At 31.2% G+C, this 21,980-nt stretch carries 20 protein-coding genes; 14 read left to right on the forward strand and 6 right to left on the reverse strand.

What is annotated here, in order from left to right; genetic code table 11:
• Positions 1–4 precede the first annotated feature (4 nt).
• Positions 5–1,111 (forward strand): glycosyltransferase, encoded by a 1,107-nt coding sequence (locus ACVC3Y_RS05560; protein ID WP_303426188.1) that lies wholly within the window; start codon positions 5–7, stop codon positions 1,109–1,111.
• Positions 1,108–1,521, forward strand: a complete 414-nt coding sequence (locus ACVC3Y_RS05565; RefSeq protein ID WP_303426190.1) for a sugar 3,4-ketoisomerase — start codon at positions 1,108–1,110, stop codon at positions 1,519–1,521. Before ACVC3Y_RS05560 ends, ACVC3Y_RS05565 begins: the two co-directional genes overlap by 4 nt.
• Here ACVC3Y_RS05565 and ACVC3Y_RS05570 read toward each other — a convergent pair.
• Together ACVC3Y_RS05570 and ACVC3Y_RS05575 are read right to left on the reverse strand one after the other, a co-directional pair.
• Positions 1,504–2,442: a glycosyltransferase family 2 protein gene (locus tag ACVC3Y_RS05570; protein ID WP_303426193.1), complete on the reverse strand. Its 939-nt coding sequence runs from the start codon at positions 2,440–2,442 to the stop codon at positions 1,504–1,506. The genes ACVC3Y_RS05565 and ACVC3Y_RS05570 overlap by 18 nt on opposite strands.
• Positions 2,443–2,445: 3 nt before the next feature.
• Entirely contained in the window at positions 2,446–3,336 is an 891-nt protein-coding gene (locus tag ACVC3Y_RS05575) for a glycosyltransferase family 2 protein (protein WP_452226330.1), read from the reverse strand.
• A gap of 82 nt (positions 3,337–3,418) precedes the next feature.
• Between ACVC3Y_RS05575 and ACVC3Y_RS05580 the strand changes: the two genes are divergently transcribed.
• A complete protein-coding gene (locus ACVC3Y_RS05580; protein WP_452226331.1) occupies positions 3,419–5,029 on the forward strand; it encodes a hypothetical protein in 1,611 nt (536 codons plus the stop codon).
• Here the strand turns inward: ACVC3Y_RS05580 and ACVC3Y_RS05585 are convergent.
• A complete protein-coding gene (locus ACVC3Y_RS05585; RefSeq protein ID WP_452226332.1) occupies positions 5,026–5,709 on the reverse strand; it encodes a cell division ATP-binding protein FtsE in 684 nt (227 codons plus the stop codon). The two genes, ACVC3Y_RS05580 and ACVC3Y_RS05585, sit on opposite strands and share 4 nt — an antisense overlap.
• A 224-nt stretch (positions 5,710–5,933) precedes the next feature.
• Here ACVC3Y_RS05585 and ACVC3Y_RS05590 point away from each other — a divergent pair, with 224 nt between their 5' ends.
• The 5 genes from ACVC3Y_RS05590 (at position 5,934) to ACVC3Y_RS05610 (ending at position 12,912) form a co-directional block, all read left to right on the forward strand.
• Positions 5,934–8,954 (forward strand): tetratricopeptide repeat protein, encoded by a 3,021-nt coding sequence (locus ACVC3Y_RS05590; protein ID WP_452226333.1) that lies wholly within the window; start codon positions 5,934–5,936, stop codon positions 8,952–8,954.
• 87 nt (positions 8,955–9,041) lie between these two features.
• Positions 9,042–10,799 carry a TonB-dependent receptor gene (locus ACVC3Y_RS05595; RefSeq protein WP_452226334.1) on the forward strand — a complete coding sequence of 586 codons (1,758 nt, stop codon included), beginning with the start codon at positions 9,042–9,044 and terminating at the stop codon, positions 10,797–10,799.
• A 610-nt stretch (positions 10,800–11,409) separates the two neighbouring features.
• A complete protein-coding gene (locus ACVC3Y_RS05600; RefSeq protein WP_452226335.1) occupies positions 11,410–11,940 on the forward strand; it encodes a DUF2059 domain-containing protein in 531 nt (176 codons plus the stop codon).
• Between the two features lies 1 nt (position 11,941).
• Positions 11,942–12,268 carry a hypothetical protein gene (locus ACVC3Y_RS05605; RefSeq protein ID WP_452226336.1) on the forward strand — a complete coding sequence of 109 codons (327 nt, stop codon included), beginning with the start codon at positions 11,942–11,944 and terminating at the stop codon, positions 12,266–12,268.
• A gap of 14 nt (positions 12,269–12,282) precedes the next feature.
• Positions 12,283–12,912, forward strand: a complete 630-nt coding sequence (locus ACVC3Y_RS05610; RefSeq protein ID WP_303426206.1) for a hypothetical protein — start codon at positions 12,283–12,285, stop codon at positions 12,910–12,912.
• Here ACVC3Y_RS05610 and ACVC3Y_RS05615 read toward each other — a convergent pair.
• Positions 12,909–13,607: a class I SAM-dependent methyltransferase gene (locus ACVC3Y_RS05615; protein WP_303426207.1), complete on the reverse strand. Its 699-nt coding sequence runs from the start codon at positions 13,605–13,607 to the stop codon at positions 12,909–12,911. The two genes, ACVC3Y_RS05610 and ACVC3Y_RS05615, sit on opposite strands and share 4 nt — an antisense overlap.
• A 100-nt stretch (positions 13,608–13,707) precedes the next feature.
• Here ACVC3Y_RS05615 and ACVC3Y_RS05620 point away from each other — a divergent pair, with 100 nt between their 5' ends.
• The 4 genes from ACVC3Y_RS05620 to ACVC3Y_RS05635 all read left to right on the forward strand — a co-directional run bounded on the left by ACVC3Y_RS05620 (position 13,708) and on the right by ACVC3Y_RS05635 (position 17,111).
• A complete protein-coding gene (locus tag ACVC3Y_RS05620) occupies positions 13,708–14,202 on the forward strand; it encodes a YkgJ family cysteine cluster protein (protein WP_303426208.1) in 495 nt (164 codons plus the stop codon).
• A gap of 80 nt (positions 14,203–14,282) precedes the next feature.
• On the forward strand, positions 14,283–15,125 hold the full coding sequence (locus ACVC3Y_RS05625) for a sterol desaturase family protein (protein WP_303426210.1): 843 nt from the start codon (positions 14,283–14,285) through the stop codon (positions 15,123–15,125).
• 38 nt (positions 15,126–15,163) lie between these two features.
• Entirely contained in the window at positions 15,164–15,997 is an 834-nt protein-coding gene (locus ACVC3Y_RS05630; RefSeq protein ID WP_452226337.1) for a glycerophosphodiester phosphodiesterase family protein, read from the forward strand.
• Positions 15,998–16,277: 280 nt separating this feature from the next.
• Entirely contained in the window at positions 16,278–17,111 is an 834-nt protein-coding gene (locus ACVC3Y_RS05635; RefSeq protein WP_452226338.1) for a hypothetical protein, read from the forward strand.
• Between the two features lie 66 nt (positions 17,112–17,177).
• On the opposite strand, the gene ACVC3Y_RS05640 is transcribed toward ACVC3Y_RS05635, so the two are convergent.
• Positions 17,178–18,470: an exo-beta-N-acetylmuramidase NamZ family protein gene (locus ACVC3Y_RS05640; protein WP_303426214.1), complete on the reverse strand. Its 1,293-nt coding sequence runs from the start codon at positions 18,468–18,470 to the stop codon at positions 17,178–17,180.
• Between the two features lie 8 nt (positions 18,471–18,478).
• On the opposite strand from ACVC3Y_RS05640, the gene ACVC3Y_RS05645 reads away from it, so the two are divergent.
• A complete protein-coding gene (locus ACVC3Y_RS05645; protein ID WP_452226339.1) occupies positions 18,479–19,714 on the forward strand; it encodes an ABC transporter permease in 1,236 nt (411 codons plus the stop codon).
• Positions 19,715–20,050: 336 nt separating this feature from the next.
• A complete protein-coding gene (locus ACVC3Y_RS05650) occupies positions 20,051–21,031 on the forward strand; it encodes a PLP-dependent cysteine synthase family protein (protein WP_303426216.1) in 981 nt (326 codons plus the stop codon).
• 136 nt (positions 21,032–21,167) lie between these two features.
• Here ACVC3Y_RS05650 and ACVC3Y_RS05655 read toward each other — a convergent pair whose 3' ends face one another.
• A complete protein-coding gene (locus ACVC3Y_RS05655) occupies positions 21,168–21,887 on the reverse strand; it encodes a 3-ketoacyl-ACP reductase (RefSeq protein ID WP_303426217.1) in 720 nt (239 codons plus the stop codon).
• Positions 21,888–21,980 lie beyond the last annotated feature (93 nt).

Here is a 21,980-nt window from a genome sequence, read left to right on the forward strand (position 1 = left end):
ACCCTTGCAAAATAACAATAAAAAAAAGATTTGTGTCGTTACTCCTTCATTAGCTAAAGGAGGAGCAGAAAAATCTTCGGCAACACTTACCACTATTTTGCATAATCTAGGATATAATGTACATGTGGTAACGCTGTTATCACAAGTAGAATATGAGTATTCTGGTACGCTTTTTAATTTAGGGGAATTTAAAGATAAAAATGATACTTTTTTAGGGAAAATAAAAAGATTCCGAAAATTAAAGCAATACTTTAAAGAGCATCATTTTGATTGTATTATCGATAATAGATATCGTATCTTAGCCTACAGAGAATATATATTCACAAAATATTTATACAGACATATTCCTGTAATTTATGTACTTCATAATTATGTGCAAGAAAAAACATTTACTCCTTATAAATGGTTGAATGCGTGGTTGTATAAAAACGAAACATTTACGGCGGTTTCCGAAGAAATAAATCAGAAATTTAAAAAAGAATTTCAAATTAAAAAGATGCATACTATTTATAATGCATTTGATTTTGAGGATATAGAAAGAAAGGCTTTAGATTTCAATGTGGTTGAAGCAGAAAAGAGTACGTATATTATTTATTACGGACGGATAGACGATGAACACAAGAATTTAAAACTTTTATTAAATGGATATAAAGCATCCAAATTGCCAACCCAAAACATTAAATTATGGATTCTCGGTAATGGTGAAGATCTAAATGAAATAATAACATACACAAAAAAAATACAATTAGAAACACATGTGGTATTTAAGGGGTTTACCGCAAATCCGTATCCGTATGTTAAAAATGCTTTGTTTACTATGCTTACAAGTAGACACGAAGGTTTCCCTATGGTAATTCCAGAATCGTTAGCATTAGCAACTCCAGTAATTTCTGTGAACTGTAATTCTGGGCCAAGAGAAGTAATACAAAATAAGGTAAATGGATTGTTAGTAGAAAATTATGACATAAATGCACTAGCGGAAGCTATGGATAGTTTTATATTTGACAAAACATTGTATCAACACTGTAAAGCAAATGCAAAACAAAGTGTTGCTAGGTTTTCTATAGAGAAGATTTCTAAGAATTGGAAAAAAATAATTGAAAGTACATGAGTCATACTATTATAAAAGATATTAAAATTATTGATATACCTCGAATTGCCGATAGTAGAGGTAATCTAGCTGTTATAGAGAAAGATTGTACTCCTTTTGAGATTAAAAGAGTGTATTATTTATATGATGTGCCCAGTGATGCATATCGAGGTGGTCATGCACATAAAGAGCAATTAGAATTCTTGGTTGCCTTAAGTGGTAGTTTTACTGTGATTCTAGATGATGGAAAACAAAAACAATCTATTACACTTAATAAGCCAAATAAAGGGTTGTTAATTCCAACAGGGATTTGGCGTGAGCTGGAAGATTTTTCTTCCGGATCTGTTTGTTTGGTGTTAGCTTCAGATGTTTTTGAAGAGAGCGATTACATTCGAGAATACAAAGACTTCGAGTTATTTAAACGGACTTAAATTAACGTGAAACTGTCGTAGTACTTTTTGTGTTTTCATTAAAAACAATAAAGTGCTTTTATTGCAACTAAGTATAAAACGTTGTTTTGCATTTAAATTACGCTTGTTTAAATGCTTTAAATAAAAATCCATCTTCTCTTTATTACCTACAAGTTTGTATTGCAAAGCAATAGAAAATCTATTGAAATCTAGATATTTTTTTAAAGAAGGATTGTTTTTAGCAGCTTCTTCATATACATCTAAATCTAAAAACTGTCTTAAATTGGTATTGGCATTAGAAATTCTGTTATCTGCATGTAAGTTATAAACGGCAGTAACATTATTGTTAAAAGCTATTGGATGTTGTATCGCTATTTTCATCCATAAATCGGTGTCTTCTCCAGCGCCAAGTGTAATTTTTTCATCAAAGCCATTAAAGGCCTCCAATGTTTTTTTAGGAACCATTACTGCAGATGTCCATGCAACACAGCTAAATTGACTGGATTTAAAATAGTCCTTAACAATACCATTCCATGCATTAGGAATGTCTATATAATCGGATTCTAAAGCGATTTCACCCATTTTTTTTACATATGCATTTGCATATAAACCACAGTTAGGGAAATCTTCTTGTAATTTTTTAAGTTGTGCTAAATGGTTGTTTAACCATAAGTCATCAGCATCTATAAACGCAATATAAGCTGCAGTTGCTTTTTCTATTCCATAGTTTCTAGCATGTGCAACACCTTGGTTTTTTATCGTAAATATTTGTATTCTAGAATCGTTAAAAGTATCTAATAGTTTTAAACTCGCATCCGTAGAACCATCATTAACCACAATAATTTCAAAATCTTGAAATGTTTGCTCAAGTACACTTTTTATTGTGTTGACAATAAAGTGTTCTTTGTTGTATAATGGAATTACTATGGAGAAAAATGGCATTTATTAGATATGTAAATAACAAAGGTAGCTTAATCTATATAAATCAAATAGGTATAAAGACGGTTTTTTTGAAAGTAAATTTTTTTCAAAAGAACCTTTAAACGTTCTATAAATAAAGGCAAATAAAAATGGAAGCTTTAATCTTTTTATACTAAAAAAGACTCTTGTAATTAAAGTATAATTTTTGGGTATTAAGTTTTGTTTTAAAAATAAATGTAAGGCGTCTACAGATTCAATAGATTTTTTTAAAAACAGACTGCTTTTTTCTAAACCTAAATGATAGGTTGGGTTTTCAATATGTTCGACTTTTATTTTATTTAATTTTAAATGGTAAGAAAATAAAGTGTCTTCATGTCTTAAGTTAGGAATGTCTTCATCAAAGGAAACTACATTAAAAATATCTTTTCTTATTAAAAAATTTAAGGTTAAAAAGCTTAAATAAATATTTTCGTTCCTTTTTTTAGTAGCTAATGCTTCTCGCTTTTTTCCGTAGGTCCAACGCAGTAAATGGTCATCGTCAGGCTTTTTTTTAGTATATAAAATGCCACCATAAATTACTTGCGAAGCTTTTGTTATAGCCTGTAAATAGGTAGCAATAAAATTGCTTTCTTTTGGTAATACATCTGCATCTAAAAAAAGTAACCATTCGTTTTTTGCCTCTTTTGCTAAAAGATTCCGAATAGCGCTTCGACCAATATTTTTTTCAAGTATTAAATATTGAGCGTTTTCTAAATTATTTATTTCTTTATTAGCAGTAATAATATTTTTATCTGTCGAACCATCATCATAACATAATATTTCAAAATCTACAGATAGCTGTTTTGTTTGCGCATACACTTCTTCAACAAGTGCGCTAATGTTATAGTTGTATGTAGGAATTAAAATAGAGAGCATGAATGCTTGTTAGATTTGTTCAAAACTAACAAAAATAATGTAATCTGTTTGCTATTGGTATAGTAATTGTAATTTTGTTACTATGAATAAAATTTATCTAACCTTATTATCTGTATTAATTGTTGCTGTTGGCTATGCGCAACAAGAGTTTCATGTATTTCCAGTAGACCATAAAACGTCGCCAGGAACAGCTACTGGTAATGGTACTTTGCAAAACCCTTGGGATCTGCAGACCGCATTAAAACAATCTATTAAGGTGGTTAAAGGAGGCGATACTATTTGGTTGCACGAAGGTGTGTATAATGGCAGGTATAATAGTACGCTTAACTGTACAATACCTAATACATATATAACGGTAAGTGCATACCAAGAAGAAAGCGTAATTTTAAATGGAAATGTTGCTTCAACAAAAGAACAAACATTAGGAATTCGAGGCGGACAAGTAATTTATAAAGATTTTGAAGTTACATGGTTAGGTGAATTTTCTAGAAATAAAAAAGATGCCAACTTCAAAAATCAAATCGCAGGTGTATATCATTTGTCGGGAAGAAACTGCAAGTTTATTAACCTTAAAATATACAATAATCCAGGTTTGGGTTTTGGCTCTTGGAAAAGTACAGGAGGAACTTTAATTACAGAGTGTTTTGTTTTTAATAATGGTGTAATTAATGAAAAAGGAAGAGGAGCAGGAGAAGGTTTTTATGTGCAGAATAAAAGTGAAGAAGAAAGAATTATAAAAAACAATGTTATTTTTAATAACTACTACAAAGGTATTGAGGTTTGGTCTGCAGGAAGAAAAGCAGATTTTGAATATGTGAAGAACATAACTTTAGATAATAATGTGATTTTTAATAGTGGTTTGCCTGCAAATAAATATACGGTAGATAATATTATTGTAGCTTCAGATGATAGAAATGCCATAAACATTGCTAAAAATATTAAAGTAACCAATAACATATTGTACCACAATACAAACTATCTAAAAAATGAGGTTAATGGAGATGCACCTTCTTTAACTTTAGGTTTTTACCACAAGTCACCAGTAGAGAATGTTGTGGTAGATAATAATATTATTTTAGGAAGAAATAATGCACTCAGAATATTATACGCAAAAACATTAACCTTTAAAAATAATATTGTCTATACTGGTTATATGAATTTTACAAATTCCGTTTTTGATTTGGCAAAAAATAAAAACTGGAAGTTTAGTAACAATTTATACTACTCTAAAAATAACGATGCTTTTCGAATTAATAAAACAAACTATCCACTTAACAAATGGAAATCCATGTTTAACATCGATATTAGTAGCCAGAAAAAACATATTGGTGCTTTTAATCTAAACAATGTTTTAGATATCACAAAAAGTGAATATAAAAATAACAGCTTTCGAGTAGTACTTTTTAATAAGGAAGAACAAGACGTAGTTGTCGATTTCTCGGAATATAATATCGAAAAAGGAAGCGCTTTTACTATTACAGATGTTGAGGATTTAAACCATATTTTAAAATCTGGAACTGTAACGGAAGACTCTAAAATTACAGTGCCAATGCAGGCAGTAGATCCTTCAAGAAATAAAACATTAAATAATTTTGGCGTTTTTATTATTGAATTTAAGAAAGATAAACAATTAAAAGCAACTCCTTCTAAAAAAGAAAGTGGCTTAAAACGTTTTTTTAAGAGGTTGTTTTAACCTTTACGTTGTACAACTTCAAAAATCTGATTCTCATCACATTTTAAAGTCTTACTTGGGTATTTTAATAACAATGCATAATCATGTGTTGCCATTAAAATAGTATTACCGTTTTTATTTATTTCTTGTAAAACTTCCATAACTTCAATACTAGTTTGCGGATCTAGATTTCCTGTTGGCTCATCGGCAAGTATTAGTTCAGGATCATTAAGCAAAGCTCTAGCAATAGCAACTCTTTGTTGTTCTCCTCCAGAAAGTTCATGCGGAAATTTAAAACCTTTGGTTTTCATTGCAACTTTATCTAAAACCTCGTCTATTCTAGTTTTCATTTTAGCTTTGTCTTTCCAACCAGTAGCCTTTAAAACAAATAATAAATTGTCGTTAATGGTTCTATCTGTAAGTAATTTAAAGTCTTGAAAAACAACACCCAATTTTCGTCTTAAAAATGGAATTTCCTTTTCTTTTAGTTTTCGTAAGTCATGATCTACTATATGTCCTTGGCCTTCTGTTAAAGCTAAATCGCCATAAAGGGTTTTCATAAAGCTACTTTTTCCAGAACCCGTTTTTCCAATCAAATACACAAAATCACCTTTGTTTACTTCTACATTAACATCAGAAAGGACTAAGTTATTTCCTTGAAAAATAGAAACATCTTTTAATTGTAAAACAGGATTCGACATATAGTATTTTGGTTTTAAGAGTTGTAAATGTATTATTAATAAATTAAAAGTGAAAAGTTATAATTTAAAAGTTTTCTTAAAACGAAGACTTCTCAATATTTCTGTGTCTAATAATTAGTAAACAGCACTAATTATTAATAACTCGGTGTATAATTATAACAAAATTCTAACGTTATCATTTATATATTGATTTATATTTGATTCTTGAATAAAAAACATAGTCCATGACTAGAAAAAACCTTTATATATTTCTCCTAGCTATTGCTTGTAGTTTTCAAATAATAGCGCAACAATCTGTAGCATATACTAATGATTTAGTAGCGTATCAAAAAGCACTTAGTTTATATAATAATCAACAATATCTGGCAGCTCAGTCTTTATTTAATCAAATAAAAAAAACAGCAAAAACAGATGTGTTACATAGTGATTGTGCATTTTATATTGCTAATTGTGCAGTGCGTTTAAACCAACAAAATGCAGATCAGTTAATCGAAGATTTTGTAGCAAAGTATCCAACAAGTACCAAACGAAATACAGCATATGCAGATGTAGCAGATTATTATTTTGTTAACGAAAAATATGCACATGCTAAAAAATGGTATGATAAAGTGGAAGAAAGCGGATTGGCTAGATCAGAAAAAGAACGCTATAACTTTAATAATGGCTATGTTGCTTTTGTAACTCAAGATTATAAAACTGCAAGAGAGTATTTAAGTCGTGTAGAAAATTCAGGAAGATATGGAGCGCAAGCAAAATATTATATCGGTTTTATGGCTTATGAAAATGATGATTATGACAAGGCAAATGAATACTTTAATCAGGTAGGAGAAGAAGAAAAATACAAAGAAAAACTTTCCTATTATCAAGCAGATTTACATTTTAAACTTGGCAAGTTTGAAGAAGCAATTACATTAGCAAAAGAACAACTACCAAATAGTGATGAAACTGAAGTGTCTCAACTCAATAAAATTATAGGCGAAAGTTATTTTAATCTAGAAAAATATGCTGAAGCTATTCCATTTTTAACCAAATACGAAGGAACTCGTGGTAAATGGAATAACACAGATTATTACCAATTAGGTTACGCTTACTACAAACAAAAAGACTATGACAAAGCAATAAGTGAGTTCAATAAAATAATAGGAGGTAATAATAGTGTAGCGCAAAATGCATACTATCATTTAGGAGAAAGCTATGTAAATGTTAATAAAAAACAACAGGCTTTAAATGCGTTTCGTAATGCTTCCGAAATGGATTACGATTTAAAAATTCAAGAAGATGCGTGGTTAAACTATGCAAAAATTAGTTACGAAATAGGAAATCCCTATCAATCGGCTCCGCAGGTATTAGCTGCTTATTTAGAAAAATATCCAGAGACATCTTATAAGAGTGAAATGGAAACTCTACTAATAGATTCTTATATCACATCTAAAAACTACAAGGAGGCTTTAAAATTATTAGAAGGAAAAAAAAGTTTTGAAAATAAAGTCGCTTATCAAAAAGTAACCTTTTATAGAGGGATCGAATTGTATAACGATAGTAAATATCAAGAAGCAGAAAGCCTTTTTGATGCTTCATTAAAAGAACCACAAGATGCTAAATATACTGCAAGAGCTACTTTTTGGAAAGCAGAAACAGATTATAATCTTTCTAATTTTGAGGATGCTTTAGTCGGTTTTAAACAGTTTGAACAGCAAACTTCTGCATCTCAAACACCAGAAATTACCAACTTAGATTACAATATTGCATACACGTATTTTAAACAGAAAAACTACACACAAGCAACACCGTATTTCAATCAGTTTATTACTAAAAGAAAAGAAGATCCGGTTAGGAGGAATGATGCATACCTTCGTTTAGGGGATGGTTATTTCGTTTCTAGTCAATATAACGAAGCAATTCAAGCATATAATAAAGCCATTCAAATTGGAGAAATAGAATCCGATTATGCATTTTTTCAAAAAGCATTAAGTGCTGGTTATGCAGGAGATGCTACGAAAAAGATTTCCGAATTAGAAACTTTTATTTCGAAGTATCCAAAATCTACTTTACGAGATGATGCTATGTACGAACTAGGTAATTCTTATGTAAAGGCTGGCAATACTGAAAAAGCAATGCAGTCTTATAACCGTTTAAATAGCGAATATAATAGTAGTGTATTCGTGCCAAAAGCACTTTTACGCCAAGGATTAGTGCATTATAATGCCAGCGAAAATGATCCTGCTTTAGTGAAGTTTAAACAAATTGCTGCAGATTTTCCAAGTACACCAGAAGCTAATCAAGCTGTGGCAACTGCACGTTTAATTTATATAGATACTGGTAGAGTCGACGAATACGCGTCTTGGGTGCAAACATTAGATTATGTAGAAGTTACAGATGCCGATTTAGATAATACAACCTACGAAGCAGCAGAGAAGAAATATTTAGACAATAATACAAATCAAGCAATCCAACAATTTAATGTGTATTTAAATCAGTTCCCAAACGGATTACATGCTTTACAATCGCATTTTTATATCGCAGAATTATATTTTAAAAAAGATTTAAAAGAAACTGCTATTCCTCATTTTCAATATGTAATCGATGCTTCGCAAAGTGAATTTACCGAAGAATCTTTATTGCGTTTAGCACAAGTGTATACCGAAAATAAAAATTGGACTGCAGCTATACCTGTGCTAAGTAGGTTAGAAACAGAAGCTAGTTTTCCGCAGAATGTTATTTTTGCACAATCTAATTTAATGAAAGCAAATTACGAGTTAGAACAGTATAATGAAGCGGTCGCTTACGCGGAAAAAGTACTATTAAAAAATGGCTTAGATAATAAAATTAAAAGCGATGCACATGTTATTATTGCTCGTTCTGCAATAAAAACAGGAGACGAAGCAAAGGCAAAAACGGCTTATGCACAAGTAGCGCTTACCGCAACAGGAAAAACTGCAGCAGAAGCATTATTTTACAACGGGTATTTTGAAAATAAAGCTGGAAGTTATAAAGCATCTAACGAAACTATGCAACGATTAGCAAAAGATTATTCGGGTTATAAATACTATAGTGCAAAAGGATTAGTTGTTATGGCGAAAAACTATTATGCTCTGGACGATGCCTTTCAAGCAACCTATATTCTAGAAAGTGTAGTTAAAAATTTTGCAAGCTATACCGATGTTGTTACAGAAGCACAAACCGAATTAAACAAAATAAAAACGGAACAAGCAAAAACAAATGCTTCTGTTGTACCAGAAGATTAGTTTTGTTACAAGCTATAAGCGTTAAAAAAAAAGGTCATGCTAAGCCAAGTTATAGCATTTCATCGTTCAAATAAATATCAAAAAGATATGCGAAAGCAAAAAAATAAAATTCTAATTTTTATCCTAACCATTGTTTCTACATTAGGTTTTTCACAAGAAAGAGAACAGGATACTCTAAATCCAGATGTTATTCAAGTTGTAAAACCATATACTCCTTCTGTTTCCGATGCATTTAAAGTAAAAGAAATTCCGTCTTTAGATGATGCAACGACTACTACAAAAAAGGAAATTAAATACAACATTTTTTCTTTTCCTGTGGCTTCTACATTTACTCCTGCAAAAGGAAAAGCTGCTGTTGTAGATAAAGAAGAACCTGCAAAATTGTATGATAATTATGCCACTTTAGCAGGAGGTATGTATACTTCTATTTTAGGTGAAGTATATTTAAATCATGCCTTTAGTAGAACCGAAAGTGTTGGTGGTTATGTGAGTCATCATTCATCACAAGGCGGAATTAATGATATTCTTTTAGACGATAATTTTTCGAATACTAAAGTAAGTGCTAATTACTCTAGAAATGAACGCGATTTAGCATGGAATATTGAAGGCGGATTTCTACACCAAAAATACAACTGGTACGGCTTGCCGCAACCTTTATATATTAAAGATGCTGCCGATGCTATTGGGGATGTAGATCATGCTTTTTTAGGCTTTAATCTTGGAGCAGATGTTGCCTTTACAGATTCGTATATAAACGAAGCAAGTATTTTATATAGACGTTTTGGAGACAATAATAGTTCTGGTGAAAATAGATTGTTAATCCAAACTAACGGAGATGTCTCTATTCAGGATTTAGATTTTAATATTGGCTTACAAGTAGATTACTTAGGAGGGAAATTCGATAGAAATTATGCTATAGATGAAGAATTAAAATATGGAAACTTTAATATTGGTATTTCGCCAACGTATCAATTAATTAAAGAGGATCTAACCCTAGACTTAGGAGTTTCTTTCTTCTATTTAAACGATACAGAATATGGAGATAATAAATTTTTCATCTATCCTAATATAAAAGCTTCGTACAGAATGGTAGATGAAATTTTAATCGCTTATGGAGGAATTAAAGGAGACTTAATTCAAAACACTTATTACGATTTTGCGCAAGAAAACCCATTTGTATCTCCAACATTATTTATAACACCAACCGATCAAAAGTATAATGTTTTTGTAGGTTTAAAAGGGAAAGTGGCTAATGGTGTAAATTATAATATTGATGGAAAATATAGTAGAGAAAACGATAAAGCAATGTATAGAAATAATTTGGTTCCTTACGGGTTTGATGCCGATGAAGCATACCAAAATGGAAATTCTTTTGGAATCGTTTACGATGATGTTTCTACCTTTTCAGTTTCAGGAGAAATAAATGCAGACCTAAATCGTAATTTTACATTAGGTGTTAAAGCGGCATATTTTTCTTATAATGTAGATCAAGAAGCGGAAGCATGGAATCTTCCAAACTTTAAAGCAAATCTGTTTTTAGATTATCAAATTACCAAACAGTGGTTTGCAGGTGCAAATTTATTTTTTGTAGGAGAACGTAAAGGGTTAGCCGGTTTTAATGATATTGACAATCCGTTGTTTGTAGATTTATTAAATCCTACAGAAACTATCCCTTTAAAAAGTTATTTTGATGCTAATGCACACGTTGGTTATCATATTAACGATAGATGGTCTGCATTTGCTAAAATAAATAATATTGCAAACCAAGAATACAATCGTTGGCAAAACTATCCCGTACAAGGGCTTCAGTTTTTAGCAGGAGCAACTTATAAATTTGATTTTTAAGACAAGCTGTCCTACTAAAACGGATTCAAAATCTAAAAATCGAAACTCAAAAGGGTTTTAAAATATAAGCGTTCTATTTTTGAATACTTTTCTTGTTTAACTTAATAACACCACTTTGATTCATTCTTTTTTTAAGTTAAATTGTATTGCGTATGGACATTATAGTCAGGAAAAGTATACTCGCCTTTTTATTAATATTCTTTGGTAATTATGAAAAAGAATAAGTAGACATTTTAATCACGAAAGCAAATGTTACACTGTTAATCCTAACTTTGAAAACGCATACGCTTTTGCCATAAAAGAGGAGAAGTTTGTAGGACTAGGAAGCACAAACGATATGTATTGGGCAGAAGAACGCTTAGGAAAAGAAACTTTAAAGAAATGACTATTTGGGAAGCTTAAGCTAATTTTGTAGATCGAGAAAAAGGAAGCATAGAAACTGGAAAGTATGCAGTTTTTATTATATTAGATAAAGATATCATGCAAGTTGCTGTTCAAGAAATTCCTAAAATTAAAGTACAACAAACTTTTATAGGTGGCGTGGCACAATAATTGCTTTCTTTGTAAAAATATTTATTAACTAAGATTACCGCTTTCGCGGAAAGTAAACATGAAAAAAATATACACATTTATACTAGCATTAATTATAACTACAACAACTTTTGCACAAGTAGATGCCTATAGTGAAGATGTAAAACAATGTATTAAAAGCAATGGTACTTATGATTATTACGAAAATGTAGTAGACCAAATGTTTTCTATGCTACAAGAACAATATGCTTCTCAAGGAGTTCCTGCGTCGCTTTGGACCGAACTTAAAGGTCTTAAAACAGAATCTTTAGAAGAACTAAGCCAAATGGTAGTATCTGCTTATCGTGGCCATTTTACACACCAAGATGTAAAAAACATGAACGCTTTATACGCTACCAAAGCTGGACAGAATATGTTTAAAAAAGCAGAAAACCTTACCGAAGGTGATAAAGTAGCTTTAACCGAATTTTATAGAAGTGATACCGGACAAAAAATCACAGGTTCTCAAGACTCTATGAATGCATCTATGAGCCAGATTTCGGAAATGTGGAGTAGTGGTTTTTATAGAACAATTGTAGATAAACTAAGTGAAAAAGGATTTAATTTGTAAGATGAAATATTTCTTATGTATCATTTTTATTGCGCTTTTTTCTTTAAACAGTTTAGCGCAAGAGCTACCTCCTAATCCTGAACCTGGAAAATGCTATGTTAAATGCATTCTGGAAGATGGAAACTTATCAAATTGGCAAACTATAGATTGTGAGTTTTCAAAGTTAGCAAAGGATAAAGCCAAATTGAATACACTACAGATTAAAATGTCTAATTTAGGTTACGATGTTGCTATTACTGGTAAAGCAGATTTAAAAACTATTGCAGCATACAAGCAATACACCAAAGACGAAAAAAAGCGATTACGTAAAGCAAAAAGAAATCTCTAATTTTAATCGGAATCATGCAAAGTAAATTAATAACGATACTCTTTTTTGTTTTTGTTAGTCATTCTCTAGTTGCTCAATATGGATGGACAGATGCAGAGGTGTTTTTAAAATCAGGCGAAGTAAAAACAGGACAAGCCTTTTTGCCTTTGCAGCCCTATAATGCTATTACTATTTCTTCTAATGAAATGCTAAAGTTTAGAACCGATAGAAAAGCTAAAAAAGAAAAGTATAAACCGAATCAAGTAGATAGTGTTCTTTTTAAAGTAGAAGATAGAGTAGATAAATATACAACCATGTTTATCTCAAAAAAGAAAAAACGTTTAGCTTTTGTTCAACTAATTGTAGAAGGAAATGTAGCTATTGTAGGTAGAACAGAAAAAACGAACATGCAAACATCAATACAAAATGACGAAAACCCTTGGGAACAAGAAGGTCCTTCTGCTAGTAATTATTTTAATCATAATCGATTATTTTTAGTCAAAGAAGGTGAAGTCTTAGAGAAAGTAAAAGTGAAAGGCTTTCGTGTTCGTGCCATGGAATTTTTTGCAGATTGTGATGCTTTAGTAAAAAAACTAGACTCAAAAAAAATGCATAAAGATAATTTTTATGAAATAGCAGCTTTTTACAATACGAATTGTAATTAGTAAATTTTCGCTAAATAATCAAAGTGTGCTCCTTCGGTAATTAATTCGCATTGTAACCCAACAGAAGTACAAGCAGTAAATAAAGTATTAAAGTCTAAATAGAGCCATTTCATAGGTTTTTCTTTTTCGTCTTTATAGCTTAAAAAGTAATCTAATTCACCATAATAATTGGCAGTGGTATCCATCCAGAATCCGCCATCTTCATCTTCGTACATGTATTTAATGTCGCTAGAATCTATTAGTATTTGTCCTTCGGGATTTAGTAGTTTTTTTAAATGCTTCAAATACATTGCAACTTGTTGTAATTCTTGAAAAATTCCAGTACCATTCATAAGTAATAAAATAGTGTCAAAGGTTTGCGTTTCATTTAAAATCGCTTTTACTTCTGCTTTAATAATGCCTCTTTTTTTGCAAACTGTAATAGCACCTTCCGAAATATCAATAGCTTTTATTGTAAAGCCTTTTTCTTGTAAATATAAACTATGACTTCCTGCTCCAGCTCCAACATCTAAAACACTTCCTTTACAGAGTTGTAGTGCTTTTTGTTCTAGTTTCGGCATGTCCTTAAAACTTCTAAAAAGATATGGAATTGGTAACTCGTCTGCGTCACTAATATTAGTAGAAGTGATAATGTCTTCGGTATAGTTTCCGTTTTGGTAATCTAATAAAGCTTTTCCAAATAAATCTTTTTCCATATAATTATTGTTGCGAGACTTTAGCAATCTGTTATTTATTTATTTATTTTGTCACACTAAGCACGATCAAAGTGTCTCAAAAAATTCTATTTTTGCTTCTATGGAAGAATTTCTAAATCAGCTCCCAAAGCTTGCCAAAGATAAACATAAGGAAAACAAAACCTTTTTTACAAAGCTAAAAAAGAAAGCACCAAAAAATTTAGATTATATCATGCAAGAATTGCACGAAGAAGAATTTGAGCGAACAGACTGCTTAACTTGTGCGAATTGCTGTAAAACAACAGGTCCTTTGTTTACAGATAAAGATGTAGAACGAATAGCTAAATTTTTCAAACAAAAGCCACAGCAGTTTATTGCGAATTATTTACGAGTAGACGAAGAAAACGATTATGTGTTGCAATCGGTACCATGTACTTTTTTAGGTGCAGATAATTACTGTTCTATTTATGATGTAAGACCAAAAGCTTGTCGTGAATTTCCACATACCGATCGAAAAAAATTTCAGCAAATTTCTAATCTTACCATGAAAAATGTTGCTATATGTCCTGCTGCTTTTAATATAGTAGAAGCTATGAAAAAAAGAATAAAAATATAAAGCGTGTTTTTTATTGCATATTGTTGCTTCCTGCAAGCATTCCTTTTTTTTAGTATCTTTAAAAACTAAAACTTTCTAATTTGGAAAACCTTATTAACTACTTTGAAACTATTCCATCCTTACATAGAAGTCTTATTCTTGTTGGTGGAATCACTTTTTTTTGGCTATTAGAAGGAGTGCTTCCATTGTATAAATTCAATTATAAAAAGTGGAAACATGCAGTGCCTAATTTATTCTTTACGCTTACTACTATAATTGTAAATTTTACATTAGCCTTTTTATTGTTAAAAACTGCCGATTGGGTTAAAATAAATGACTTTGGTATTATTAACTGGCTTCCTAATATGCCATTAGTTTTATATGTATTTTTAGGTGTATTTTTTCTAGATTTTTTTGGTGCATATTTGGCACACTATGTAGAACACAAAGTAAAACCATTATGGAAAATTCATATTGTTCACCACTCAGATCATAAAGTAGATACAACAACTGCAAATAGGCATCATCCGTTAGAAAGTATTATCCGTTTTGCATTTACTCTTTTTGGGGTTTTTATAGTTGGTACACCAATAGCAATTGTAATGTTATATCAATCTTTATCCTTAGTCGCAACACAATTTACTCATGCAAATATTAAGTTACCAAGAAAATTAGATAATGCATTAAGTTACTTTTTAGTTTCGCCAGATATGCACAAAGTACATCACCATTACGTGTTGCCTTATACCGATTCTAATTACGGAAATATTTTTTCGGTTTGGGATAGGCTTTTCGGAACTTTCATGATATTAGATAGAGACAAATTAGTTTATGGAGTGGATGTGTTTCCTAACGAAGCAGAAAATAGTAGTATTACTAATTTGCTAAAGCAACCTTTCCAAGAATATAGAAACCAAACTATAGTTGCTGTAAAGGAAGAATAATGCAAAAGCTAACAGTCTTTTTTTTAATGTTTTTATTTATGAACTGTAATTCTTCGAAAACGATAGACATTCAAGGGCACAGAGGTTGTAGAGGTTTAATGCCAGAAAACACACTTCAAGGGTTTAAAAAAGCAATAGTACTTGGTGTACATACTTTAGAATTGGATGTAGCTGTTTCTAAAGATAATATTGTAATTGTATCTCACGAACCTTATATGAACCCTGTGATTTGTTTAGATGCTAACGGAAAAGAAATACCAGAGGCAGATGCTAAAAAGTACAATCTATATCAACTAACACACGAAGAAATTAAAGCTTACGATTGCGGAACTAAATTTCATGAAAGATTTCCAAGTCAAGAAAAACAAAAAGCCTATAAGCCTTCTTTAAGTGAAGTATTCATTGTTTCTAATGCATTAAATAAAGAAATTAAATTCAATATTGAAATTAAGGCACTTCCCGAATACGATACTGTTTTTACTCCAAAACCGGAAGAATTTGTTCAGTTAGTTTTACAAACGATCCATGAGCATCAAGTATTTAATCAATGCAATTTGCAATCTTTTGATATTCGTATTTTAGAAGAAATAAAAAAACAAGCACCAAAAATGCAAGTAGCTCTTTTGGTAGATGAAAATGAAGACATTTCAGAAAAATTAAAACAGTTAAGTTTTTCACCAGAAATTATAAGTCCGTATTATAAACTAGTAAATAAAGAAAACACAAGTGCATATCATGTTCAAGGATTTAAAGTAATTCCGTGGACTGTTAATACTGCTTCAGAAATGTTAGAAATGATGCATAATAATGTAGACGGAATTATTACGGATTATCCAGATGTATTATTGCAGATTTATCAAGAAAATTATTAAATCCTTACAGTTTCTTTGGTGGTAAGGTGTTGGGTTTGATAAATTGTTGTTTTTTGTAAAAAAACGTAAGCATTTCTTGTTTTTTGTGAATTGTATTCGAAACTAAAGTCTTTTGTTTCAGCTCAATAGTATTTCGTCTGTAAAATTTGGTATTCAACGAAAATACCTACATCTAACATATGTAAATTCCTTTTTTTTGTAAATTATACTAATCTTTGGATCGGAATTTGATTAATAGCAAATAATTAAATCAATTAATCGGTACAAATTTATTCACGTAATGAAAGAGGGGAAAATTACGATATTATGTTTATTTATGGCCTTGATGACCTTTAGTGCATCATTTGGTCAAACTACAGTATATTCTACAATTGCAAAAAATATTAACTCAGAGGCTAATAGTTTACAGCACAATTTAAATAGAGCAGGAGATACGCTACATTTAAGCAGTGACTACAAATTATATAAAGTAGAGTTTATTGGTGCTTATGAAGCTAAAGTTTTTCCAGTAGAAGGAGAGAAAAAGCAAATAAGTATTCCTTTAAAATCTGTTCCAGTTGGAGAGTATACTATTGCTGCTTTTCAAATAGAAAAAACAGAAGGTATTTACCAAGATCAAAAAACAATCGTTTTTAGAATTTCTAGACTTTTACCAATTGAAGATCCTATTGAAGAAGAATTAATTGCAGAAGCAGTTACAGAGCCTGAAATTATTGAGGACGAGCCAATAGTTATTGAAGAAGAAAAAGTTGCTACTAAAGAAGAAGAAAAAGAAGTACCTGTAAAAAAGGAACGTATTAAGAAAGAACGAGTAGTAAAGAAAAAGGTTAAAAAAGAAATTACAAAAGAAAAGAAAACAAGAGTTACCAAAGCACGCACACCTAGACCTGAAAAAGTAAGAGTAGAAAAAGAAAAAACAATTGCAGATGCAAAACCAGTTAGAACAAAAACACAAAGGCCTACTAGAGTTGTCGAAGCAAGAAAACCTAGTTTAGATTCTACAGAGTATAAAAGTTACAATCTTACAAATGGAAGAGGAGGTCGTTACGTGGTTCAATCTCGTGAAGAGTATAGAGCAGAAAATTTAAGACCAAATGGAGAACCATACAACTAGTTTAAATTAGTTATATAACCAAAATCACATATAGGTAAAGCCTCTAGATTTTATTCTAGAGGTTTTTTATTTATATAATAAATAAGGTTGTCGCATCTTATCATAATCTGCTAAACCTCTAGCCCAAGTTTTCTTAATCTCGTAAGCAGTATGCTTTGTTTCTATTTGTTTTTGAAGCTTTTTTGTTCCTGCTAGCGTGGTGAAATATGCATTAAAAAAGGTTTCCTTGTTTGCTGTAGCTTGGTATGCTTCTATCAAATAGTTTAAGTCTAATCTATTTAAATATTTAGTGTCGCTTAAATCCATGCCATAGCACACCTTATTTTCGTTTTTTGGGTGTTTAGATCCAACATTTGGTCGTGGTGTGAAAGTATATTCGTAATTAAACATTTTAGTATCTAAAAAAGGGCTTCCAAATATTTGAAACTGTTTATTTGTTCCTCTACCAGCGCTTACGTTTGTTCCTTCAAAGAAACACAAACTAGGATATAAGTTTATAGATTTTGCATTAGGTAAGTTTGGGGAAGGCTTAATAGGTAAATCATATACCGTTTCATGGGTGTAGTTTTTCATAGAAATTACAGTAATGTCACTTTGTAAACCGTTTTCTAGCCATTTTTCACCATTAATCATTTTAGCATATTCTCCAATAGTCATTCCATGCACTACAGGAATAGGGTGCAAACCAACAAAACTTTTGTGTTCTAACTCTAAAATTGGGCCATCAATATAATGTCCATTTGGGTTTGGCCTATCTAAAATAATAACTGGAATATTCGCTTCTGCACAAGCTTCCATCACATAATGTAAAGAAGAAATATAAGTATAAAAACGTGCGCCAACATCTTGAATATCAAAAATCATAATATCTAAATCAGCAAGTTGTTTAATAGATGGTTTTTTGTTTTGTCCATAAATAGAAACAATAGGTAATCCCGTTTTGGTGTCAACTCCATCTTTTAAAAGTTCTCCAGCATCCGCAATACCTCTAAAACCATGTTCTGGAGAAAATACTTTTTTTACATCTACTTTTAAAGAAACCAATGAGTCCACAAGATGTGTGTAAGTGTTTTTTATAGGAGTTGTTTCTAACGAAGTAATCTCATTCTCATTTAGCTTAAAAATAACAGAAGTCTGATTTGCAACAATACCAACTCGCTTTCCAATTAATAAAGGTAAATAAGCTTCTGTTTGGTTTGCGCCAATACGTAAATCGTTGTTGTTTGGTAGTTCTATGTCACGTGCAACCTGTTGATGTACCTCCTTATTCTCGGCTAATTTTTCTTTTGATTTAGAAGCACAAGAAATTAATACCAAAACAAATAATAAAACTGTATTTTTGAAAACATTTAATCGCATAATCTAGTTTGAATTTCGAGTTTTTTATAGCTAAACGCATTATTAGTAGTAAAGCGTATAAAAGTAGTGTTTCAGCACCAATAATAAAAATTGGAATTGCTGCAATTGCTGTTGGTATTATTGTGATGATGATAGCAGTTGCTACAGGAATTGGCTTGCAGCAAAAGATTAGAGATAAAGTTTCGGCGTTTAATGGACACATAATTATTTCGAACTTCGATAGCAATAATTCCCAAGAAAGCGGAAAACCAATAACTACAAAACAAGATTTTTACCCAAAGTTTAAGCATGTAGAAGGCATCAAAAACGTACAAGCAGTTGCATCTAAATTTGGTGTGATTAGAACCGAAACTGACTTCGAAGCTATTATTGTAAAAGGTGTGGGAGCCGATTATAACTGGGAATATTTCACGGAGTTTCTTGTTGATGGTAGATTGCCAGACTACACGAAAGAAAGAAATCAAGACGTGCTTATTTCACAAGATTTAGCAAAAAGAATGCAGTTTAAATTAGGCGATAAATTCAGTACCTATTTTAAAAAAGAAGATCCAAACAAACTACCTACACAAATTCGTTATACCATAGTTGGGATTTACAATTCTGGACTTAAAGAATTTGATGAGACCTATGTGCTTGGAGATATTAGACATATACAAAGACTTAACCAGTGGGAGCCAGATCAAGTAGGGAGTTTTGAGGTTTTATTAAACGATTATAACCAACTACAAGATAAATACAGAGAAGTATTTCAAAATACACCTTCTTTATTAAACGCAGTAACTGTCGAACAAAAACACGCTTCTATTTTCGAATGGATTAGTATTTTCGATAAAAACACCTATGGTATTATCGGGATTATGATCCTTGTAGCGGGAATAAATATGATAACCGCATTACTTGTTTTAATACTCGAACGCACAAAAATGATAGGTGTTTTTAAAGCGCTAGGAAGTAACAATTGGAGCATTAGAAAAATATTTTTATACAACGCAAGCTATATTATTCTAATTGGATTGTTTTGGGGAAATCTTATCGGTTTTGTCATATTACTAGCACAAAAATATGGTAAATTTTTCCCTTTAGATCCGGATGTTTACCATGTAAGTGAAGTGCCAGTCTATATAAATTTAGGCTATATCCTCGCACTAAATATTGGTACTTTTATATTATGCTTAATTATGCTTTTAATACCATCTTATTTAATTACCAAAATTTCACCAGTAAAAGCCATTCGTTTCGAATAGATAATTATGGCGTTTACTACTTCGCTTAAGCTGCGTAGTACTGCGCTTTTCGTTATATCTTTTTCTCGTACCTCAAAAAAGGATGCCACTACAATCGCTAACGCGGCCTAAAAAGAAATTTTTAATAAAAATACAATACTTCTATCCTATTTTAGATGCTTTCTTTTGGCGCTTTTATCATTCCAGTCCAATTTTGTCATTCCGAATAAAGTCGAGGAATCTAACTCTAAAAACGAAAAGATTAAATAACAACCAAACCGCTATGGAAAAATAAAATAGAACTTTTAACTTTTAACTATTCCCTTTTAACTATTTTTGCAACAGTAAAAAAATAACATGGAATACGCAAAAAATATACTAGAAACTATTGGGAACACGCCATTAGTAAAACTAAATAAGCTTACAGCAGACTTACCTTGTTTGGTGCTTGCTAAATACGAAACTTTTAATCCTGGGAATTCTGCAAAAGATAGAATGGCTTTAACCATGATCGAAGATGCTGAGGCAGACGGACGTTTAAAACCTGGAGGAACTATTATTGAAGGTACTTCTGGAAATACAGGATTAGGTCTAGCGCTTGCTGCAATTGTTAAAGGCTACAAATGTATTTTTGTGATTAGTGATAAACAATCTAAAGAAAAATGTGACGTATTAAGAGCACATGGAGCTGAGGTGATAGTTTGCCCTACAGATGTTGAACCAACAGATCCTAGATCGTACTACTCGGTATCTAAACGTTTAGGGGAAGAAACACCAAACTCATGGTATGTAAATCAATATGATAATCCAAGTAATGCAAAAGCACATTACCAGAGTACTGGACCAGAAATTTGGAAACAAACAGAAGGTAAAGTAACGCATTTTGTGGTTGGTGTTGGAACAGGAGGAACCATTTCTGGAATTAGTAAATATCTAAAAGAACAAAATCCAGATGTAAAAGTATGGGGAATTGATACCTATGGTTCTGTTTTTAAAAAATACCACGAAACAGGAATCTTTGATGAAAATGAAATATATCCATATGTAACCGAGGGTATTGGAGAAGATATTTTACCAGAAAATGTAGACTTTTCTCTAATTGATGGATTTACTAAAGTAACCGATAAAGATGCAGCAATATATACCCAAAAATTAGCTTTAGAAGAAGGTATGTTTTTAGGAAATAGCGCTGGAGCAGCAATTAAAGGATTACTGCAACTAAAAGATGAATTTAAAAAAGACGATGTCGTAGTTGTTTTATTCCATGATCATGGAAGTCGTTATGTTGGTAAAATGTACAATAACGATTGGATGAAAAAAATGGGTTACATCGATTAACTCTTATCTTATAGTTTCCGTTCTAAATAAATAAAAAAACCTCCTGAAATTTCAGGAGTTTTTTTATTATCGAATATTTTATTTCGAGTGGTTTTTTCTTTTTAATCTTTGAAGGATAGTCAATCCTTGTAAATTATTACGGATTTGTAGACCATAAAGAAGCTCCTTTTAACATGGCTCTTCTTGGTAACTTTAAACCAGCAACAATAAGTTCGGCAAAATCTTCGGGTTGTAAAACACTGTCTTCAGAGTCTTTAGTTGCAATGCCTAAATCTATAGACATGTCTGAAGCAATGGTGCTTGGTGTTAATGTGCACACTCTAATATTGTTTTTGCGTACTTCCTTCATTAAAGATTCCGACATACCAATAACTGCAAATTTTGAAGCAGAATAAGCAGAAGTACTTGCATTACCTGTTAATCCAGCTGTTGAAGCTACATTAAAAATATCGCCTTGGTTTTTTTCCATCAAGTGCGGCAAAACTTCTTTGGTAACATAATACATTCCCATTAAGTTAGTTTGTATTATTTGACTCCATTGGTTTACATCCATTTCATTTAAAGTTCCAAAAGCCGCAATTCCTGCATTGTTTACCAAAATATCTACTGAGCCAAGTGTTTCAATTAAAGTTTTAATACCAGATTTAACTTCTTCATAATTTCCCACATCAAAAACGGCGTACGTTGCATTTACACCTAATGCTTTTATTTGAGCAGTTGTTTCAATTAACGTAGCTTCATTTCTACCAGTAATGGCTACATCTATTCCTTCTTGGGCAAAAGCTATTGCAGTTGCTTTTCCTAATCCTCTACCTCCTCCGGTAATTATTGCTTTTTTGTTTTTAAGGTTTTTCATGGTGTATTTTTGTATTAATAGTACGTTTTAAGTGTATACAAAAATAGCTATGTCTTAGCTTATAAACTAGGTAAACCAGAATTCTTAACAGCA

The organism is Lacinutrix cladophorae, from assembly GCF_053604645.1.